Annotated in this window: 16 protein-coding genes; 11 read left to right on the top strand and 5 right to left on the bottom strand. The window is 62.3% G+C overall.

Going from position 1 to position 15,630, the window contains the following annotated elements; genetic code table 11:
- Nucleotides 1-248: 248 nt before the first annotated feature.
- From KY459_03425 to KY459_03415, 3 genes are all read right to left on the bottom strand, one after another.
- On the bottom strand, nt 249-521 hold the full coding sequence (locus tag KY459_03425; protein ID MBW3563755.1) for a hypothetical protein: 273 nt from the start codon (nt 519-521) through the stop codon (nt 249-251).
- Nucleotides 522-747: 226 nt separating this feature from the next.
- Entirely contained in the window at nt 748-1,665 is a 918-nt protein-coding gene (locus tag KY459_03420) for a proline dehydrogenase family protein (protein MBW3563754.1), read from the bottom strand.
- 78 nt (nt 1,666-1,743) lie between these two features.
- Nucleotides 1,744-2,034 carry a hypothetical protein gene (locus KY459_03415; GenBank protein MBW3563753.1) on the bottom strand — a complete coding sequence of 97 codons (291 nt, stop codon included), beginning with the start codon at nt 2,032-2,034 and terminating at the stop codon, nt 1,744-1,746.
- A 75-nt stretch (nt 2,035-2,109) separates the two neighbouring features.
- Here KY459_03415 and KY459_03410 point away from each other — a divergent pair, with 75 nt between their 5' ends.
- Nucleotides 2,110-3,636, top strand: a complete 1,527-nt coding sequence (locus KY459_03410; GenBank protein ID MBW3563752.1) for a hypothetical protein — start codon at nt 2,110-2,112, stop codon at nt 3,634-3,636.
- A 16-nt stretch (nt 3,637-3,652) separates the two neighbouring features.
- Here KY459_03410 and pepQ read toward each other — a convergent pair whose 3' ends face one another.
- Nucleotides 3,653-4,969, bottom strand: a complete 1,317-nt coding sequence (gene pepQ / locus KY459_03405; GenBank protein ID MBW3563751.1) for a Xaa-Pro dipeptidase — start codon at nt 4,967-4,969, stop codon at nt 3,653-3,655.
- Between the two features lie 60 nt (nt 4,970-5,029).
- On the opposite strand from pepQ, the gene KY459_03400 reads away from it, so the two are divergent.
- From KY459_03400 to KY459_03370, 7 genes are all read left to right on the top strand, one after another.
- Nucleotides 5,030-5,932: a substrate-binding domain-containing protein gene (locus KY459_03400; protein MBW3563750.1), complete on the top strand. Its 903-nt coding sequence runs from the start codon at nt 5,030-5,032 to the stop codon at nt 5,930-5,932.
- On the top strand, nt 5,929-6,615 hold the full coding sequence (locus KY459_03395; protein MBW3563749.1) for an ABC transporter permease: 687 nt from the start codon (nt 5,929-5,931) through the stop codon (nt 6,613-6,615). Before KY459_03400 ends, KY459_03395 begins: the two co-directional genes overlap by 4 nt.
- The gene (locus KY459_03390; protein ID MBW3563748.1) at nt 6,612-7,196 is read left to right on the top strand and encodes an ATP-binding cassette domain-containing protein; all 585 of its coding nucleotides are present in this window, start codon (nt 6,612-6,614) and stop codon (nt 7,194-7,196) included. The genes KY459_03395 and KY459_03390 overlap by 4 nt, the downstream gene beginning before the upstream one ends.
- Before the next feature lie 43 nt (nt 7,197-7,239).
- On the top strand, nt 7,240-8,130 hold the full coding sequence (locus tag KY459_03385; GenBank protein ID MBW3563747.1) for a class A beta-lactamase-related serine hydrolase: 891 nt from the start codon (nt 7,240-7,242) through the stop codon (nt 8,128-8,130).
- Nucleotides 8,105-8,806, top strand: a complete 702-nt coding sequence (locus KY459_03380; GenBank protein MBW3563746.1) for a hypothetical protein — start codon at nt 8,105-8,107, stop codon at nt 8,804-8,806. The genes KY459_03385 and KY459_03380 overlap by 26 nt, the downstream gene beginning before the upstream one ends.
- Nucleotides 8,807-8,913: 107 nt before the next feature.
- Nucleotides 8,914-10,419 carry a hypothetical protein gene (locus KY459_03375; GenBank protein MBW3563745.1) on the top strand — a complete coding sequence of 502 codons (1,506 nt, stop codon included), beginning with the start codon at nt 8,914-8,916 and terminating at the stop codon, nt 10,417-10,419.
- Between the two features lie 55 nt (nt 10,420-10,474).
- Nucleotides 10,475-11,011 carry a superoxide dismutase family protein gene (locus KY459_03370; GenBank protein ID MBW3563744.1) on the top strand — a complete coding sequence of 179 codons (537 nt, stop codon included), beginning with the start codon at nt 10,475-10,477 and terminating at the stop codon, nt 11,009-11,011.
- 15 nt (nt 11,012-11,026) lie between these two features.
- Here the strand turns inward: KY459_03370 and KY459_03365 are convergent, their stop codons facing one another.
- Nucleotides 11,027-11,422, bottom strand: coding sequence for a secondary thiamine-phosphate synthase enzyme YjbQ (locus KY459_03365; GenBank protein ID MBW3563743.1), 396 nt, complete (start codon nt 11,420-11,422; stop codon nt 11,027-11,029).
- A 109-nt stretch (nt 11,423-11,531) separates the two neighbouring features.
- Between KY459_03365 and KY459_03360 the strand changes: the two genes are divergently transcribed.
- The 3 genes from KY459_03360 (at nt 11,532) to xerD (ending at nt 15,575) form a co-directional block, all read left to right on the top strand.
- Complete coding sequence (locus tag KY459_03360) at nt 11,532-13,658, top strand: sodium-translocating pyrophosphatase (protein MBW3563742.1); 2,127 nt, start codon at nt 11,532-11,534, stop codon at nt 13,656-13,658.
- A gap of 109 nt (nt 13,659-13,767) precedes the next feature.
- A complete protein-coding gene (gene lipA / locus KY459_03355; GenBank protein MBW3563741.1) occupies nt 13,768-14,643 on the top strand; it encodes a lipoyl synthase in 876 nt (291 codons plus the stop codon).
- Complete coding sequence (xerD, locus tag KY459_03350; GenBank protein MBW3563740.1) at nt 14,640-15,575, top strand: site-specific tyrosine recombinase XerD; 936 nt, start codon at nt 14,640-14,642, stop codon at nt 15,573-15,575. The genes lipA and xerD overlap by 4 nt, the downstream gene beginning before the upstream one ends.
- Nucleotides 15,576-15,630 lie beyond the last annotated feature (55 nt).

The raw sequence follows: 15,630 nt of genomic DNA, 5'->3' as shown, positions 1-15,630 counted from the left end.
CAGGTCACCTCGTTCGTCATCGGTCCGCGCTCGAGGAGTCGGTAGTAGTCGTTGATCTCACGAATGACTGCCGTAACGGAATCTTCTTCCTCGACCCAATCGAGGATCTCCTTTTCGACTCGAAGTATTCGTTCAGGCGATTGGCGAAGCTGTCCGGGCTGAATGCTTCACAGCAGGCCGATTCCGACAGATCGCAAAAAAAAAGGCCCCTGCGGTCGCAGGGGCCCGAAGGTCATTCGAATTGCTGGTCAGTCCTGATCGCCCGGCTGCGAGTGCTCCTGCATCTCCTCGCCGGCTTCTTCGATCGCTTCCCCGGTTTCGCGCGTCGCGTCACGAGCGCCTTCTTCAATGTTCTCACCGGCCTCACGCATCTCCCGCTCGGCTTCAGCTGCAGCGGCTTCGGCTTCATCGCTGGGAGCCTCGACTTCGTAGGTATCCTCGCCGGTCTGCTCGACGTCGCAGGCGACCGCGAAGAGGGTGAGTCCAAGAATTGCGAGTACTGCCAAAAGTTTTTTTGTCATAGGTTGGGATCCTCCGGAGGGGACTCTAGCAGAATCGATCCGAGACTTCCAAGCCGGGAGAAAGGGCGAAACTGATCCCGGGGCAACAATTCGGTATCGCCTGCCGCCTCGCCAGAACCAGGGTCGCGCCGCAGCCACCAACCACTCTTGGAATCTCGAGCTGATCTGCCGTCCATCAGCGGTGCGAGGTCCGAGCTTCCCCAACTTCCAACTCCAACCTCCAACTTCAGCGGAACAGATTCTTCAGAACGAAGATGACGTTCGCCGGCCTCTCGGCCAGCCTCCGCATGAAGTAGGGATACCACTCGTCGCCGAAGGGGACATAGACGCGCATATTCCACCCATCGCGCACGAGCTTTTCCTGAAGATCGCGGCGAATGCCGTACAGCATCTGGAACTCGAAGGCGGAGGAGTCGATGCTTCGCTCGGTCGCCCAGGAGATGGTCGCATCGATCATCTTCTCGTCGTGCGTCGCGATGCCGTGGTAGATGCCGCTCTCCAGCATGATCTTCATCAGGCGCACGAAGCTGGCGTCGACGTCCGCCTTGTCCTGCCAGGCGATCTCCGCCGGCTCCTTGTAGGCGCCTTTGCAGAGGCGAATTCTGATGCCGCGCGCGCAGAGATCGCGCACATCGGCTTCGCTCCGATAGAGGTAACTCTGGATCACGGCGCCCACGTGACCCGCGTTCCCCTCGCGGCCATGCACTTCCCGGACGATGTCGAGCGTGCGCTGCGTGTAGTCGCTTCCCTCCATGTCGACGCGCAGAAATGTCCCGAGCGCGGCAGCCCGACTGACGAGATTCGCGGTGATCTCGGTCGCAAGCTCGGTGCTCGAGTCGAGGCCCATCTGGGTCAGCTTCATACTCGCGTTACCGTCGAGACCCTTCGCGTGGATCTCCTCGAGCAAGCCCCGATAGAAGACCTCGTTCTGCCTGGCCTCCTCTTCGCTGCTGACATTCTCACCGAGGTAGTCGAGTGAAAAGCTGATTCCCGCCTGGTTGAGCTCGGCCGCAGCGGCGATCGCCTGCTCGACCGTGGTTCCCGCGACGAAGCGGCTGGAGAGACGGTTACCGAACGCGGAGTCTTCCGCGAGTTTTCGCAGAGTCCCGCTTTCCGACAATTTGATGAAAATGGTTCTGAGCATCACTCAGAGGCGGATCATAGATTGGCGGGGCGGTGTTGTACACGACAAAAGGCGAGGATGGCGGATATACACGCCGTCTCAGACAGATGCTTTGGAAGGCCTGGAGGACGAAATGGAATGTGATCGTTCGAAGGCTCCCTGAAGGTAGACGTCTTCGAGACCTGAGGCCCAATACCCGAGCTCCCTTCGCCCAGGCTGTATCGTCTCACGATCCGTCTGAAGAATGTCGCGCAAGTCATCGAGGGGATGAAACTCCAGCCAGCCAATCCAAGTCGTCCCTTCCTCCCGCTCCCCCCACGCCTGAACCGTATACTCGGCACCGTCGTCCGACCTCAATCGCGCCTTGTACTGCTGGATCAACTCAGCCATCATCTTCTACCTCCACGCTGAAAGAGTTTCCATTTCACATCGCGAGCCAGATCGACAGAGGCATACACTGTTGCGGTGAGTCGCGCGGGAGTTGTCACAACGATCATCACGATCCTCCTCGCATGCAGCTGGATCGCGTTCGAACGGATGACACGAACGGATGTTCCGGCCAGCTCAGTCGAAAGGGCCGAAACATCCGGAGTGGGACAGGCCGACATCGCTGCCGAGGAGTCGCACAGCGATTCACCGCCCGCCGAGAGGGAAGCTCCCGAAGAGATTGTCTCTTCGATCTCGCTGATCCGATCGATGCCAGACGACGAGATCGGTTCGGAGACATCACCAGCTCCCGCCCAGCAGATGAATCGGGAGTCCCGGGAGGCAGGCCTGGAAACACGCGCGCGCGAACCGCTGAGTCGCGCGAGTGCGCCGCCGTCTCGACCGGAATTCGCGAGCGGCTCGGAGACCCCGAGTCCGACCGACGACGCCATGGAACCGACTCCTTCACCAGAAAACAAATCATCGGCTCAGGAAGAGAGCGATGAAGAGTCGGATACGACACCGCCGAGTCTCGAAAGGATCTGGTTTCAGCCTTCGACTGTCGAGGCGGGCGGATCGACGCTCCTCACGGCGATGGTCCGGGATGACCGGGCGGGTGTCGCCCGCATATGGGGCCGGATCGTCAGCCCCTCGTCGCACGCCGACCGTTCGTTTTCCATGACGCGAATCGACGACGGCCTGTTCCAGTCGACGCTCACGATACCGGAGCGTGTCGAGGCGGGAAGGTGGATCATCGCATCGGTCGGAATGGTCGACGCCGCCAACAATCGCTCCTCGGTTGCGTGGACGACCGAGACGGTACCTGCCGAGGCTTCATTGCACATCGTTTCCGAGGAATCCGATTCGACACCCCCTGTGATCGAGCGGGTCTGGTTCGAGACCCCCACCGCCGAGGCGGGAAACCCCGCTCGACTCAGCGCGGCGGTCGTCGACGACGAATCCGGGGTACGAAGGGTCAACGGCGTGCTCCAGAGCCCCTCCGGGGCGGCGCATCTCTCTTTCCACGCCACGACCGGGGAGGGCGGACGCTGGACCTCCGAGATCCAGCTTCCCGCGGAGATCGAATGCGGCGACTGGAGCGTCTCGCGAGTCTCCGCCGAGGACAATACAGGCAATCGCTCGTCCATTTTCAAAGGTGACCCCCCGCTGGAGGGAACCCGGCTCTACGTTTCATTTCAGGGGACCTGCGACTCGACTCCGCCGGAGCTGATCTCCGTTTCGATTGCCCCGAATGTCGTGTCGAACCGCGAGAGCTCGTCGATCGTCGTCAGCGCCTTTGCAGCCGATGCCGAGACCGGCGTGCTCAGCGCCACCGTTCTGCTCGAAAGTCCGGACATCGACCAGAGCGAACCACAAAGAATTCAGGCGTCTCTCAAAAGAGTCGGCGAGAGCGACGAATGGCGAGCGGAGGTGGTCATTCCACGCTTCTCTGCAGCGGGACGGTGGACACTACATTCGCTGCGGCTCAGCGATCGCGCCCGAAACTTCAGTTCCTGGTCGAGCTCGGATCCGAAGCTCGCGACGGCGTGGTTCATCGTCGAATGAGGCTCCGGTGCCCTCTTCAGGCGATCCGTGCGAAGGCGTCCCGGGTGAGGTTCTCGCACTCCCGCTCGCGAACGACGACATCATCCTCGATCCGAACGCCACCGAACGGCCGCAGACGGTCGATGCCTCTCCAGTCGACCCCTTTGCCGTGAGGTCCAACGCGGAGCTCGTCGAGAAGTGAATCGATGAAATAGAGCCCCGGCTCGATGGTCAGGACGTGGGTCGGCTCGAGAACTCTCGTCAACCGGAGAAACGGATGCCCTTCCGGCTTCGGAATCTCCTTGCCGTTGCGGTTCGCCTTGAATCCCCCGACGTCGTGAACCTGGAGGCCGATGTAATGACCGACGCCATGTGGAAAGAATTTGCCCGTCACGCCCTCATCGACCATTTCCTCGATCGACATGTCGACGAGCTCGTGATCTCTCAGGATCTGGCCTACCCGTCGGTGAGCCGACATGTGAAGCTCCTTGTAATCGACTCCCGGCCTGACTTCGCCGACCAGTGATTTCTGTGCCTGATTCATCGAGTCGATCAGGAACTGGAACTCCGCATCACCCGCGGACCAGGTTCGCGTGATGTCGCTGGCGTAGCCGTTCCAGCTCGCTCCGGCATCGATCAGGAAAGACCGCCGGTTGTCCCCCGGCCGCTCGCGCTCCTGATGCTGATAGTGAAGGACGGCCGCATTCTCGTTGAGCGCGATGATGTTTCCGTACGGAAGACCCGCTTCGTTCTGTTCGGTCGCCCGGAGGTACTCGAGATGGATTTCCCATTCGGAGGCACCGTCCTCGAAGGCTCGTCGCGCGGCGATGTGCCCGCGCGCGGCGCGATCGTTTGCCCTTCGCATGCAGTCGATCTCGTACTCGGTCTTCCAGGCGCGCTCGTAATCGAGAAACGAAATGAGATCTTCCGGATTCACGTCGAATCGCTTCGAGGTTCCGTTGGCCGGCTCCCCGAGCCACGCCCATTTCCCATCCTTCGGCAACTTTCCGGCGGCTTCTTCAGTTGTTTTCGTGACCTCGAGATCGACCTCCGTCACCCAGTCCGCGGCCGGCGTCGACGGCGGCTTGTGCCAGAAATCGACCGGCTGATGAAAAAGAACCCGTGGCTTGCTTCCAGGCTCGTAGACGACGTAGGAATCCGGCTCTCCCGTCAGTGGGACCCACGTCTTGAAGTGGGGATTCGACTTGAACGGATAGGGCATGTCATCGAGGAAGATCATGTGCTGACTTCCCGAGAAGATCACCACTCCGTCGTAGCCGGCCGATTCGAGCGCGCGATCAAAACGATCGGATACGACTCTGAGATGCTCTTTGTACAAATCGTGTTTCGTCATGCGTGACTCCTGCGGATATTCTTTCATGCTGGCCGTGCAGCTTCGCACTCTGCCATCTCCATGAAACCGGTCCGATCACAAACGATACCCGCAAGCATCGACGAGGCCTGGAAATTCTTCGCGGATCCGCACAAGCTCATCTTCGCGGCAGCCGTTCTGTCGCTCGTGATAGCCGGCTGCGCGAAGGAATCTTCCGGCACCCCCCTTCGACTCGTCGCCTCGACGTCTTTCGACAACTCCGGCCTCGCCGAGGCCCTCACGATCGCCTGGGAAAATGAATCCGGAGAACGACTCGAGACTCTCAGCGCCGGGAGCGGACGGGCGTTCGACATCCTTCGCGCCGGCGATGCGGACGCTGCAATCACTCACGAGCCGAACGGGGAATCCAAACTCCTTCGGGAGCTGCCCGATCCCTGGTACCGGAAGTTCATGTGCACCGATTTTCTGATCGCCGGGCCGGAGCAGGATCCTGCGAGGGTCGAGGCCGCGGAGTCACCTCTCGACGCCATGATTCGGATTGCGAGATCCGGTTCCCCCTTCATTTCGCGGGCCGACGATTCGGGGACCCACGTAAGGGAGTCGAGCCTCTGGGCAGCCGCGGGGGTCGCGCCTGAGCCTTCCCTCCTCGTCGAGACCGGACAGGGAATGGCGGGAACTCTCCGCATCGCGTCGGAGCGCTCCGGCTATCTGCTGACTGATCGAGCAACGTTCCTGAAGCTCGAAAACACACTGAGGCTCGAGCCTCTCTTCAGCGATCCCTCCGAAAACGCGATGCTCAACTGCTACGCGTTGACGATCCGGCGGGGCAGGCCCCGCAGCGCAGAGGCGATCCGTTTCGGGGAATGGATCACCAGAGGTTCCGGACGTAAAGTGATCGAAGACTTCTCCATCGAGGGCGAGAAACCGTTCCGGGCCTGGCCCGAAGGGCGGCCCGACTCCCGACCGGACGATCTCCCCCGATGAGCCCCCTTCTCGAATCGTTCGGCGAGGCGCTTCGACTCCTGGCGGCCTGGGACCGCGAGCTCGTGACAGTGACGCTGACCTCGGTTTCGGTGTCGCTCGCGGCGCTTCTGATCGCGCTCATCCTGGCGATTCCCGTCGCGGTGGTTCTCTCTTCGGCACGAGGTATCACGTCGAGAATCGCCTCGTGGCTGGTCCATACGCTCACCGCGCTCCCCACCGTCGGAATCGGGCTCTTTCTCTATCTCCTGCTCTCTTCCTCCGGTCCGCTCGGGTGGATGGATCTTCTATACACCCGCGCGGCGATGGTGGCCGGCCAGGCGATTCTGGCGACGCCGATCATCGCGGCGTTTCTTCTCACCGCGCTGAAGTCGCTCCCGCCGGAAGCCCGAGAGACGGCACGCACCCTCGGAATCGGAAAGGTCCGGACCGGCTGGCTGCTGGTACGGGAGTCCGCTTCGGAGCTCCGCTCGGCTGCGATGATCGCATTCGCCCGAGTGTTCACGGAAGTCGGGGCGGCAATCATTCTGGGCGGCAACATCAGGGGAGAGACCCGCGTACTGACGACGGTGATCGCGCTGGAACACAACAGAGGAGACGACGCGAGAGCGATCGCGCTGGGGCTCGTTCTCATTGCGATCGCACTCCTGGTCAACGGCGTGGTTCGGATGGGGGGAAGGTCGTGATCGGAATCAGATGGACCGGGCTCGCGCTCGGCTACGATGCGACGATCGCCCGCGTTCCCGCCGGACGGGTCGAAGCGGATCGGGTTCTCGTGGTGACCGGCAGCAACGGTTCAGGCAAGACGACGTTTCTGAGATCTCTCGCAACGCTGCAGCCTCCTCTGGAAGGCGTGATCTCTCCCGAGTTCGGAAGGCGAGTCTTCGTACATTCGAATCCTTTTCTCTTTCGCGGATCGGTGGCGTTCAATCTCGGCCTGGCCGGGTCCGGAACAGCACCGGCAGACGATGCGCTCAGACGACTCGAAGCGATGGAACTGTTGGATCGCGACGTAGGCACACTCTCCTCGGGTCAGCGCGCACGAGTGGCACTGGCGCGAGCCATGGCTGCCGATCCCGAAGTGCTGCTCGTCGACGAGACCACCGCGGCACTCGACGAAGAAGGGATGATGGCGTGGACCCGAGTGATGGAAGAATCAGTCCGCCTGAAGCGGCCACTCATCGTCATCGCGACGCACGACGTTCCGGTCCTTTCACACGTTCCTTTCAGCGAGATCTCGATGCGCGGCGGGCGGGATTCCATTTGAGGGTGTCCGCAACTGGCACTTCCGTTGATACCCTTTCTAACCGATGAGCCAGGCGCCACTCGCCGAGAATGCGACCCGGGAAAGCGTCGAAACGTCGCTGTACTCCCGGATTATCGAGTTGAAGAACGCGCACGAGCTGAGCGATCTCGCAATCTCGTACTACGACTACGAAACCACCGTGCAGTGGGCCTATAACGGCGATGCTCCATTCCATGCCGCATCGACGATGAAGATCGCCGTCATGGCAGCCGTTTTCCGGCAGGCCGCCCGGGGCACCTTCGGGATCGACGACACGCTCCACGTCCGGAACCGGTTCGAGAGCATCGTCGACGGCTCGGTCTTCCGGCTCAGCGTCAACCCGAAGTCGGACAGCATCGCGGACCGAATCGGGACAGCGCTGCCGATTCGGGAACTGATGCACCACATGATCACGACATCGTCGAATCTCGCGACCAACCTCCTCGTTCAACTGGTCGGAATCCCGGCGATCGCAAAGGCCCTCGACGAGCTGGGTGTCGACGGAATCAGGGTGCTGCGCGGGGTTCAGGACGAGGTCGCCTTCGAAGCCGGACTCAACAACGAGACAAGCGCCAACGGACTCGTCAGCCTGTTGCGGGCAATCACCGAAAAACGAGCCTTCAGCGAGGAAGCGAGCGAGGCGATGCTCGAGATTCTCCACGACCAGAAGTACCGGAGCGGCATCCCGGCAGGCCTTCCCGAGCAGGCGAGAGTTGCGCACAAGACGGGAAACATCTCGACAGTTCATCACGACGCCGGGATCGTCTTTTTCGAGGAGAGGAAGCCTTACGTACTCGCCGTGCTCACCCAGTTCCCTCCGGGCAGGAAGCCATCCGGGGCGGTCGCGGAGATCACGGCGGGAATCCATTCATTCCTGGGGGAGATGGCGAGTGACCGAAACAGAAGCGACGCCTGAGAGCGAGGAAGTGACGGTTGTCGACGGATTCACGCTGGAGGAACCGCTTCGATCGTGCCTCTCACCCGGCGCATTCGTTCGTGATTTCGAGGGAAAGCTGAGGCGACTCCCGAGATTTTTCCTTCGCGTTCCTTCGAAGAAGGCCGCATGGAACACCTACCTGACGACTCACTTTGCGATCGGCGAATTTCTTCGAGTCGACCTGAAGGAAGCTGAACCCCTCCGTTCGTTCCCCCGTTACATCCCGACAGCCGTCCGGTTCCTCGCCCTGACTCTTCAGAACGTTCGCAACGCCGTCGGCTCGACGCTCAATATTTCGGTCAACGGAGGCTATCGTTCCCCGCTCCACCAGAGGGGGCACCGGGGCGATCCCCACCGATGGGCATGCGGCGCCGACATCTATCGGATCGGATCGACGCTCATCGACGGTGAGGAGCCTCACGAAAAGTTTGCCTCGGTTGTCCGCGAAGTCGACGCATCCCTCCGGATCAGCCCCTGGGGAAGCGAACCGGGACACGCGGACGATCATCTCCATCTCGACATCGGCTATGCCCTGCTCGATCCCCCGGAGCTGGAGGAGGATCCCCGGGAAGTCGTCATTCTTCCCGACGCTCTCGAGCGCCGGGTCCACTCCGACCGAAGGCGCGATCAGCTGCAAACCGGCGAGCCGAACTGAGCCGCCGCCGCCGGGCAGACCTATTGCTTTATCCAGTGGGAGTCATGTCCCGCACCCCCCTTCCCAAGCGAGCCCGCCGCCCCCGCCGACGCGGAGGAAAACTCCTCATGCCCGCCGTCGGGATGGAATCGGAGTTCAATGTCTGGGTCGACGGATCCGAGGTCGTTCCGGAAAAGTTCTGGAAAGCTCCGACCGACTTCATCACGATTCCGCTTCTTCCGCGCGAAGGACGCTCGCTTCAGCTTCCGACCGGTGGCGCCGTCTATTTCGATCGTGGCGTCATCGAAGTCGTCACTCCTCTGATCGAAGTCGCGCCGAAATGTACGGCGCGAATGGTCCGCAGCCTGTGGGAGCAGATCGCCTTCGTCCGCGATCAACTCACCGAGTGGGAAAAGAGGACCGGGCACGAGGTGAGACTGAGGGGATACAGCTCCCACTACAACGTCTCCTTCGAGATCCCCCGATCACAGCAGTCGAGCTCGCGCAACGAAAGGAAACTCTCCCTGCTGCTCGCTTACATCTTCCCCCCGATCCTGATGATGCTCGGAGCAAACCGCAGGTCGACGGGAGTCGGAGTACGGCCTCGCGGAGGCCGGATCGAGATCACGCTCGATTTCACCCCGGATCCGGTCATGATGATCGCCACCGCTGCAGCCATCATCGGCATCGTTCGCGAGATCATGACCTGGAGCTCGTACGAGCTCGATGTCCTCGAAGAGCTCCCCATCCCGCTGATCGCGAACGTCACCCCCGGAAAACACACGACTCGAAAGGGGTGGCTGACGAAAGATTTCCATTACCCGCGGAGCCCGTTCACGACCGACGTCGACGAACGCGTCTGGGTTTGTACCGACGGAAAGAAGCGCTCGCTTCGCCGCATCGGTCTGGAGACGGCGCGCTACTTCAGAAAATCGATTCTCCGGCATTCGGATCCGTTCAGTTCGCGCCTGCTGTTCGCCGTGCTCGAGCGAAAGAGCCGCTCGCTTCTCGAGCTCACCGATCGCCCTCTCGCCTACGATCACGTCGGCGTTCTCTGCCGGTGGGGTCTGCTTCTCAGCGAACGCATTCTCGCGATGAGTCGCTTTCCCGGCCGCGTCGCCGCCCGCGGTTCCGCGACCGACAAGACTGAATGGATCGTTTCGAAGGCTCTCGACGTCCGCCACGGAATCGAGAACGAGACCGAAGCCGCCAGGAAGGCAGAGACCGGCGACGCGCCCCGGCGACCGCGACGAGCTGCCGCGGCGGCTGCGGCGCCCGACCCGAAGGCCCCGGATGATGACGCCGCGCCGCCGGCCCCGCCACCGCCTCGTACACACCAGCGTCCGACCAAAAAAGCAGCAAAAACCGCACGGCGGCCGCCAGCTCGCGCGGTCGCGGGGCGGAAGGCGAAGGTGAAGTATCGGGAGCGCTTTTATCCGGATACGAAGCTCAGCCGCAGCATCTACGAGCAGGTGTTCCTTGCACTCACTTCCGGAAAGAAGCTGCACATCGGCGGAAAGCTCTATACACCGGTGGCGATGGACGGCTGGTATCACGCGAAGCTGCGCCGGCAGGACGGAGCAGAAGAGGTCATGACCATCGATCAGCTCGTCTCCGAGCTCGGACTCAGCTGAAGGTCCCAGCCATCCGGCCCGACGGTTGCAGCTTTACTCGCGCTGGAGGTTCCCGATGAAAAAACTGGTGACGTTCACCTTCGCATTATTCGTGGTTTCAACTCTCGTGGCCTGTATGTCGTCCCGGCAGCCGACCGCAAAGGCCGTCGCCACCCTTGAGGGTCGCAGCGGTTCGACGGCACAAGGCGTCGTGACATTTCTCGAGTGGCCCAACGGCAGCGTCGACATCGAGATCAGTCTTTCGAACGTTCCGCCGGGAGTTCACGGTTTTCACATTCACGAAAATGGGAATTGCAGCGCCGCAGACGGCTCATCCGCCGGCGATCACTTCTCCCCTCACGGCATGCCACATGGCGCTCCAACGGATGGGCAGAAGCATGCAGGAGATCTCGGGAACGTGACCGCGAACCGCAACGGCCGCGTCAGCACCACGGTCCGTTCGCATGTTCTCTCGGCCCATGAGGGAACGAACTCGGTCGCCAACCGCGCGGTCGTCCTCCATGCCGACCCCGACGATCTCACTTCGCAGCCCTCGGGAAACGCCGGAGCCAGAATCGCGTGCGGGGTCATCAACCGTCTTCCGACGCCCTGAATCCCGGCCCCAGGCTCAACCGAGGCAGCTGACCCGGATCCGGCGCGTTCGAGGTCCGTCGAGCTCGATCAGCCAGACCCCTTGCCAGCGGCCCAGTTGAAGCTCACCTTCGACGATCGGAAGCGTCACGGCCGTTCCGATCAGCGAGCTCAGAAGATGCGCGTCGGAGTTGCCCTCCGCGTGGTCGAACGCGACGTCGGGAACCATTGCCATCCACGCCCGCATCAGGTCGCGCGGAACGGCAGGGTCGGCATTCTCGTTCAGCGTGACCGCGCAGCTCGTATGCGGCGTCGTCACCAGACAGATCCCGTCCCGCACCGCCGACGCCCGAACCGCTTCCACGACCTGGTCAGTGACGAATACGACCTCCCGATCGGAGCCCGTGCGAACGTCGATCTCGGTCGAGAACATTCGGGGAAGTTAGCACAGCCTCCGGGTGTTCAGGGCCGATTTGAAAGGAGTGGAATTGAAACCAGAGCCATTCCTTCCATAAGATTCACCGGACGGTCGAATCCCGAGGATGCGTCCTGCTCCTCATGAGCACCCAACACCCGGAAGAGAGGATTTTTCAGACGTGGATACTCAAACTCTGCTCTACCTCGTACCACTCGCGGGACTCGCGGCGCTGGCGTTCGCCTGGCTGCGGAGCTCCTGGATCAACAAGCAGGAGGCGGGGACCGACGAGATGGTCAAAATCTCCGGCTACATCCGTGACGGCGCGATGGCCTTTCTGGGACGCGAGTACCGGATCCTTGCGATCTTCGTCGTCGTCGTGGCTGCGCTTCTCGCTTTCGCGAATGCCACCAACCCGCAAAGCTCCTGGCTCATCGGAGTTTCGGTGGCGGTCGGAGCGATCTGCTCCGGTCTCGCGGGCCTGTTCGGAATGCGAGTGGCGACCTCCGCGAACGTCCGGACCGCAGCCGCGGCGCGGACCGGCCTGAACCCGGCGCTCAAGGTCGCGTTTGCAGGAGGCGCCGTCATGGGCTTCTCGGTCGTCGGGCTCGGCGTTCTCGGCCTCTCGATCCTCTTCCTGATTTACAGCGGCATGTTCGACGGCGGGACGCAGGAAGGCCTTCGCCAGGTCGTCACCGTGCTCTCCGGCTTTTCGTTCGGGGCGAGCTCGATCGCACTCTTCGCGCGCGTCGGCGGCGGCATCTACACCAAGGCAGCGGACGTCGGTGCCGATCTCGTCGGGAAGGTCGAAGCCGGCATCCCCGAGGACGACCCCCGCAATCCCGCGGTCATCGCAGACAACGTCGGCGACAACGTCGGAGACGTCGCCGGCATGGGAGCGGATCTCTTTGAATCCTACGTCGGCGCGATCGTCGGCTCACTCGTGCTCGGAATGAACGCGATGAAATCGAGCGGCGAAACCTTCACACCGATGCTCGTCCTTCTTCCTCTCGTTCTGGCCGGCGCAGGCATCATCGTTTCCCTCGCCGGAACGTTTCTCGTTCGGACAAAGGAAGGGGGCAACCCCGCTACCGCGCTCCACACCGGCACTTTCTTTTCGGCGGCGGTCATGCTCGCCGTCACCTGGATCGTCACTCAATGGATGCTCGAAGGCACCTATATCCTCGACGGTGTCGAGTTCGGTGCGATGGGGATCATTTTTGCCACGATCGCAGGGCTCGTTGCCGGTGTTCTCATCGGGCTGATCACCGAGTACTACACCTCGGAATCGCGCGGACCCGCGCGAGGAATCGCCAGGGACAGCCAGACCGGCGTCGCCACCAACATCATCAGCGGTCTGGCGCTCGGAATGAAGTCGACGGCATTTCCCGTGATCGTGCTCGTCACAGCAATCGTGATCGCCTATCAGCAGGCCGGACTCTACGGCATCGCCATCGCGGCGCTCGGCATGCTGTCGACCACCGGCATTCAGCTCGCCGTCGACGCCTACGGGCCGATCGCGGACAACGCCGGGGGAATCGCAGAAATGAGCCATCTCGGCGCCGAGGTTCGCGGCCGGACCGACAAGCTCGACGCGGTCGGAAACACCACGGCCGCGATCGGAAAGGGCTTCGCGATCGGATCCGCTGCCCTCACCGCTCTCGCTCTTTTCGCTGCGTTCAAAACGACGGTCGGCCTCACCACGATCGACCTCTCCAATCCCAGAGTCATGGGCGGGCTCTTTCTCGGAGCCATGCTTCCGTTCCTCTTCTCCTCGATGGCGATGCAGGCTGTCGGTCGCGCCGCCTTCCAGATGATCGAGGAGGTTCGACGGCAGTTCCGCGACATCCCCGGACTGATGGAAGGAACCGCAGTCGCCGACCACGCGAAGTGCGTAGACATTTCCACTACAGCCGCTCTGAAAGAGATGGTTGCTCCCGGTCTGCTCGCCGTCATCGTTCCCGTGGTCGTCGGGTTTTACGACGTCACGGCCCTCGGTGGTCTCCTCGCAGGGGTAACGACTTCGGGCGTCATGATGGCGATCTTCATGGCCAACGCCGGCGGCGCCTGGGACAACGCGAAGAAACACATTGAGGCGGGCAACTTCGGTGGCAAGGGTTCCGACGCCCACAAGGCCGCCGTCGTCGGCGACACGGTCGGAGACCCGTTCAAGGACACCGCCGGACCGAGCCTCAACATCCTGATCAAGCTGATGTCGGTCGTCGCGCTCGTCATCGCACCGCTTCTAATCTGACCTGACCAGTTGGAAGGACGGGGGGACCACAACGGTCCCCCCCGTTTCACTGCATGTCTCGGATCGCCCGCCGCTCCCGGCACGGGTCCGATCTTCTACAATATTCATCATGCCCGACCGACAACGCCTTCCGGAGTGGATTCGGGAGAAAAAACTGAATCTCCGGGAGCTGCACGAGCTCAAAACTCTCTTCCGCTCGAAATCTCTCGTCACGGTCTGCGAAGAGCTCGCGTGTCCGAACCGCTCGGAATGCTTCTCGCGCGGCACGGCCACCTTCATGATCCTCGGAGACGTCTGCACCCGAGCATGCGGCTTCTGCAATGCGACGACCGGACGCCCGTACGCCCCTCCGTCTCCTGAAGAGCCGCGGCAGGTCGCCGAAGCAGCGAGCCGGATGGGCCTGGCTCACGTCGTCGTCACCTCGGTGACTCGAGACGACCTCCCCGACGGCGGAGCAGCCCACTTCGCCGCGACCATCCGCGCGATCCGGGAAGCCCTCCCGGGGGCGGCGGTCGAGGTCCTGACTCCCGACTTCCGAGGGCGTCTCGAGTCCGTCGATACCGTCGTGGAAGCTCGACCCGACTACTACAACCACAACGTCGAGACCGTCCCTCGGCTCTATCGTGAAGTCCGCCGCGGCGCCCGTCTCGAACGCTCCCTCGCGGTCCTCCGTCGTGCCAAGGAATCCGACCCCTCCGTGATCACCAAATCGGGGCTGATGCTCGGCCTCGGTGAAACGCGAGAAGAAGTCGTTGGCGTCATGCGCCAGCTTCTCGAGGCCGGCTGTGAGATTCTCACGATCGGACAGTATCTGCAGCCCAATCTTCAGAAACTTCCCGTCGTCGAGTACGTCCATCCGGACGCGTTCGACTCCCTCCGGGCGGAGGGCGAAGCGATGGGCTTCAGAATGGTGTTCGCTGGACCATTCGTCCGCTCCTCCTACATGGCGGACGCCGTCGCCCATCAGAGCGCGGCATTGGCATGAAGCGATCTCCGCGCGCAATCGATCCCGAGGCCGCGGAGGACACCCCGTTCTTCACGACGTGGTTACCACTCTTTGTCGACTATCTGACGGTCGAAAAGGGCCTCGCCGATGCTTCGATCTCGTCGTACAGGAGAGACCTGCGCCACCTGGGACATCATCTGCGAGAGGAAGGGATTCCGCTCGAGAAAGCCGACCGCCTCACGCTGGTCCGTTACCTTCAGCGGCTTCGTGCGGACGGTCTTTCGGCACGCTCCGCTGCACGCGCCCTCGCGGCGATCCGCGGTCTCTACCGGTTTCTCGTCGCCGAAGGACACCTCGAGGCCGACCCGAGCGAGAACGTCGAGAGCCCGAAACTCTGGTCGACGCTGCCGAAATCTCTGCAGATGGAAGAGATCGACAGGCTTCTCGATGCTCCCCCGGAGGACACCGCGGCGGGCCTCCGCGACCGGGCGATTCTCGAGCTCCTTTACGCAACGGGATTGCGGGTGAGCGAGATCATCGAGCTCGAGACGAACGACCTGGAGCTCGATGCCGGCTTTCTCCGGACGATCGGGAAAGGGCGGAAGGAACGGATCGTCCCGTTCGGCGACCGCGCTCGCGATGCCATCGTCCGCTACATCGAGAACGGGCGGCCGGAGCTCGAAAAAGAGGGGAGTCCGGCGCTGTTCCTGTCGAATCGCGGCCGTGGATTCACCCGGCAGTCGATCTGGATGAAGATCCGCAAATACGCCCGCGAGGCGGGGATCCGATCGAATATCTCCCCTCACGTACTGCGGCATTCGTTTGCTACCCACCTGCTCGAGCACGGCGCCGACCTCCGCTCGGTCCAGATGATGCTCGGCCACAGCGACATCTCGACGACCCAGATCTACACGCACGTGTCGCGAGCGCGGCTTCAACAGATCTACGATCGGATGCACCCCCGGGCATAGGTCCCACAGGCGAGACGGGGCGAGAGACGGGCTCTCGCCCCGCGCGCTGCGGTCA

This window comes from Acidobacteriota bacterium (assembly GCA_019347945.1).
Classification (GTDB): domain Bacteria; phylum Acidobacteriota; class Thermoanaerobaculia; order Gp7-AA8; family JAHWKK01; genus JAHWKK01.
The sequence above is the reverse complement of the archived record's forward strand: the minus strand, read 5'-3'. Positions and strand labels throughout refer to the sequence as shown.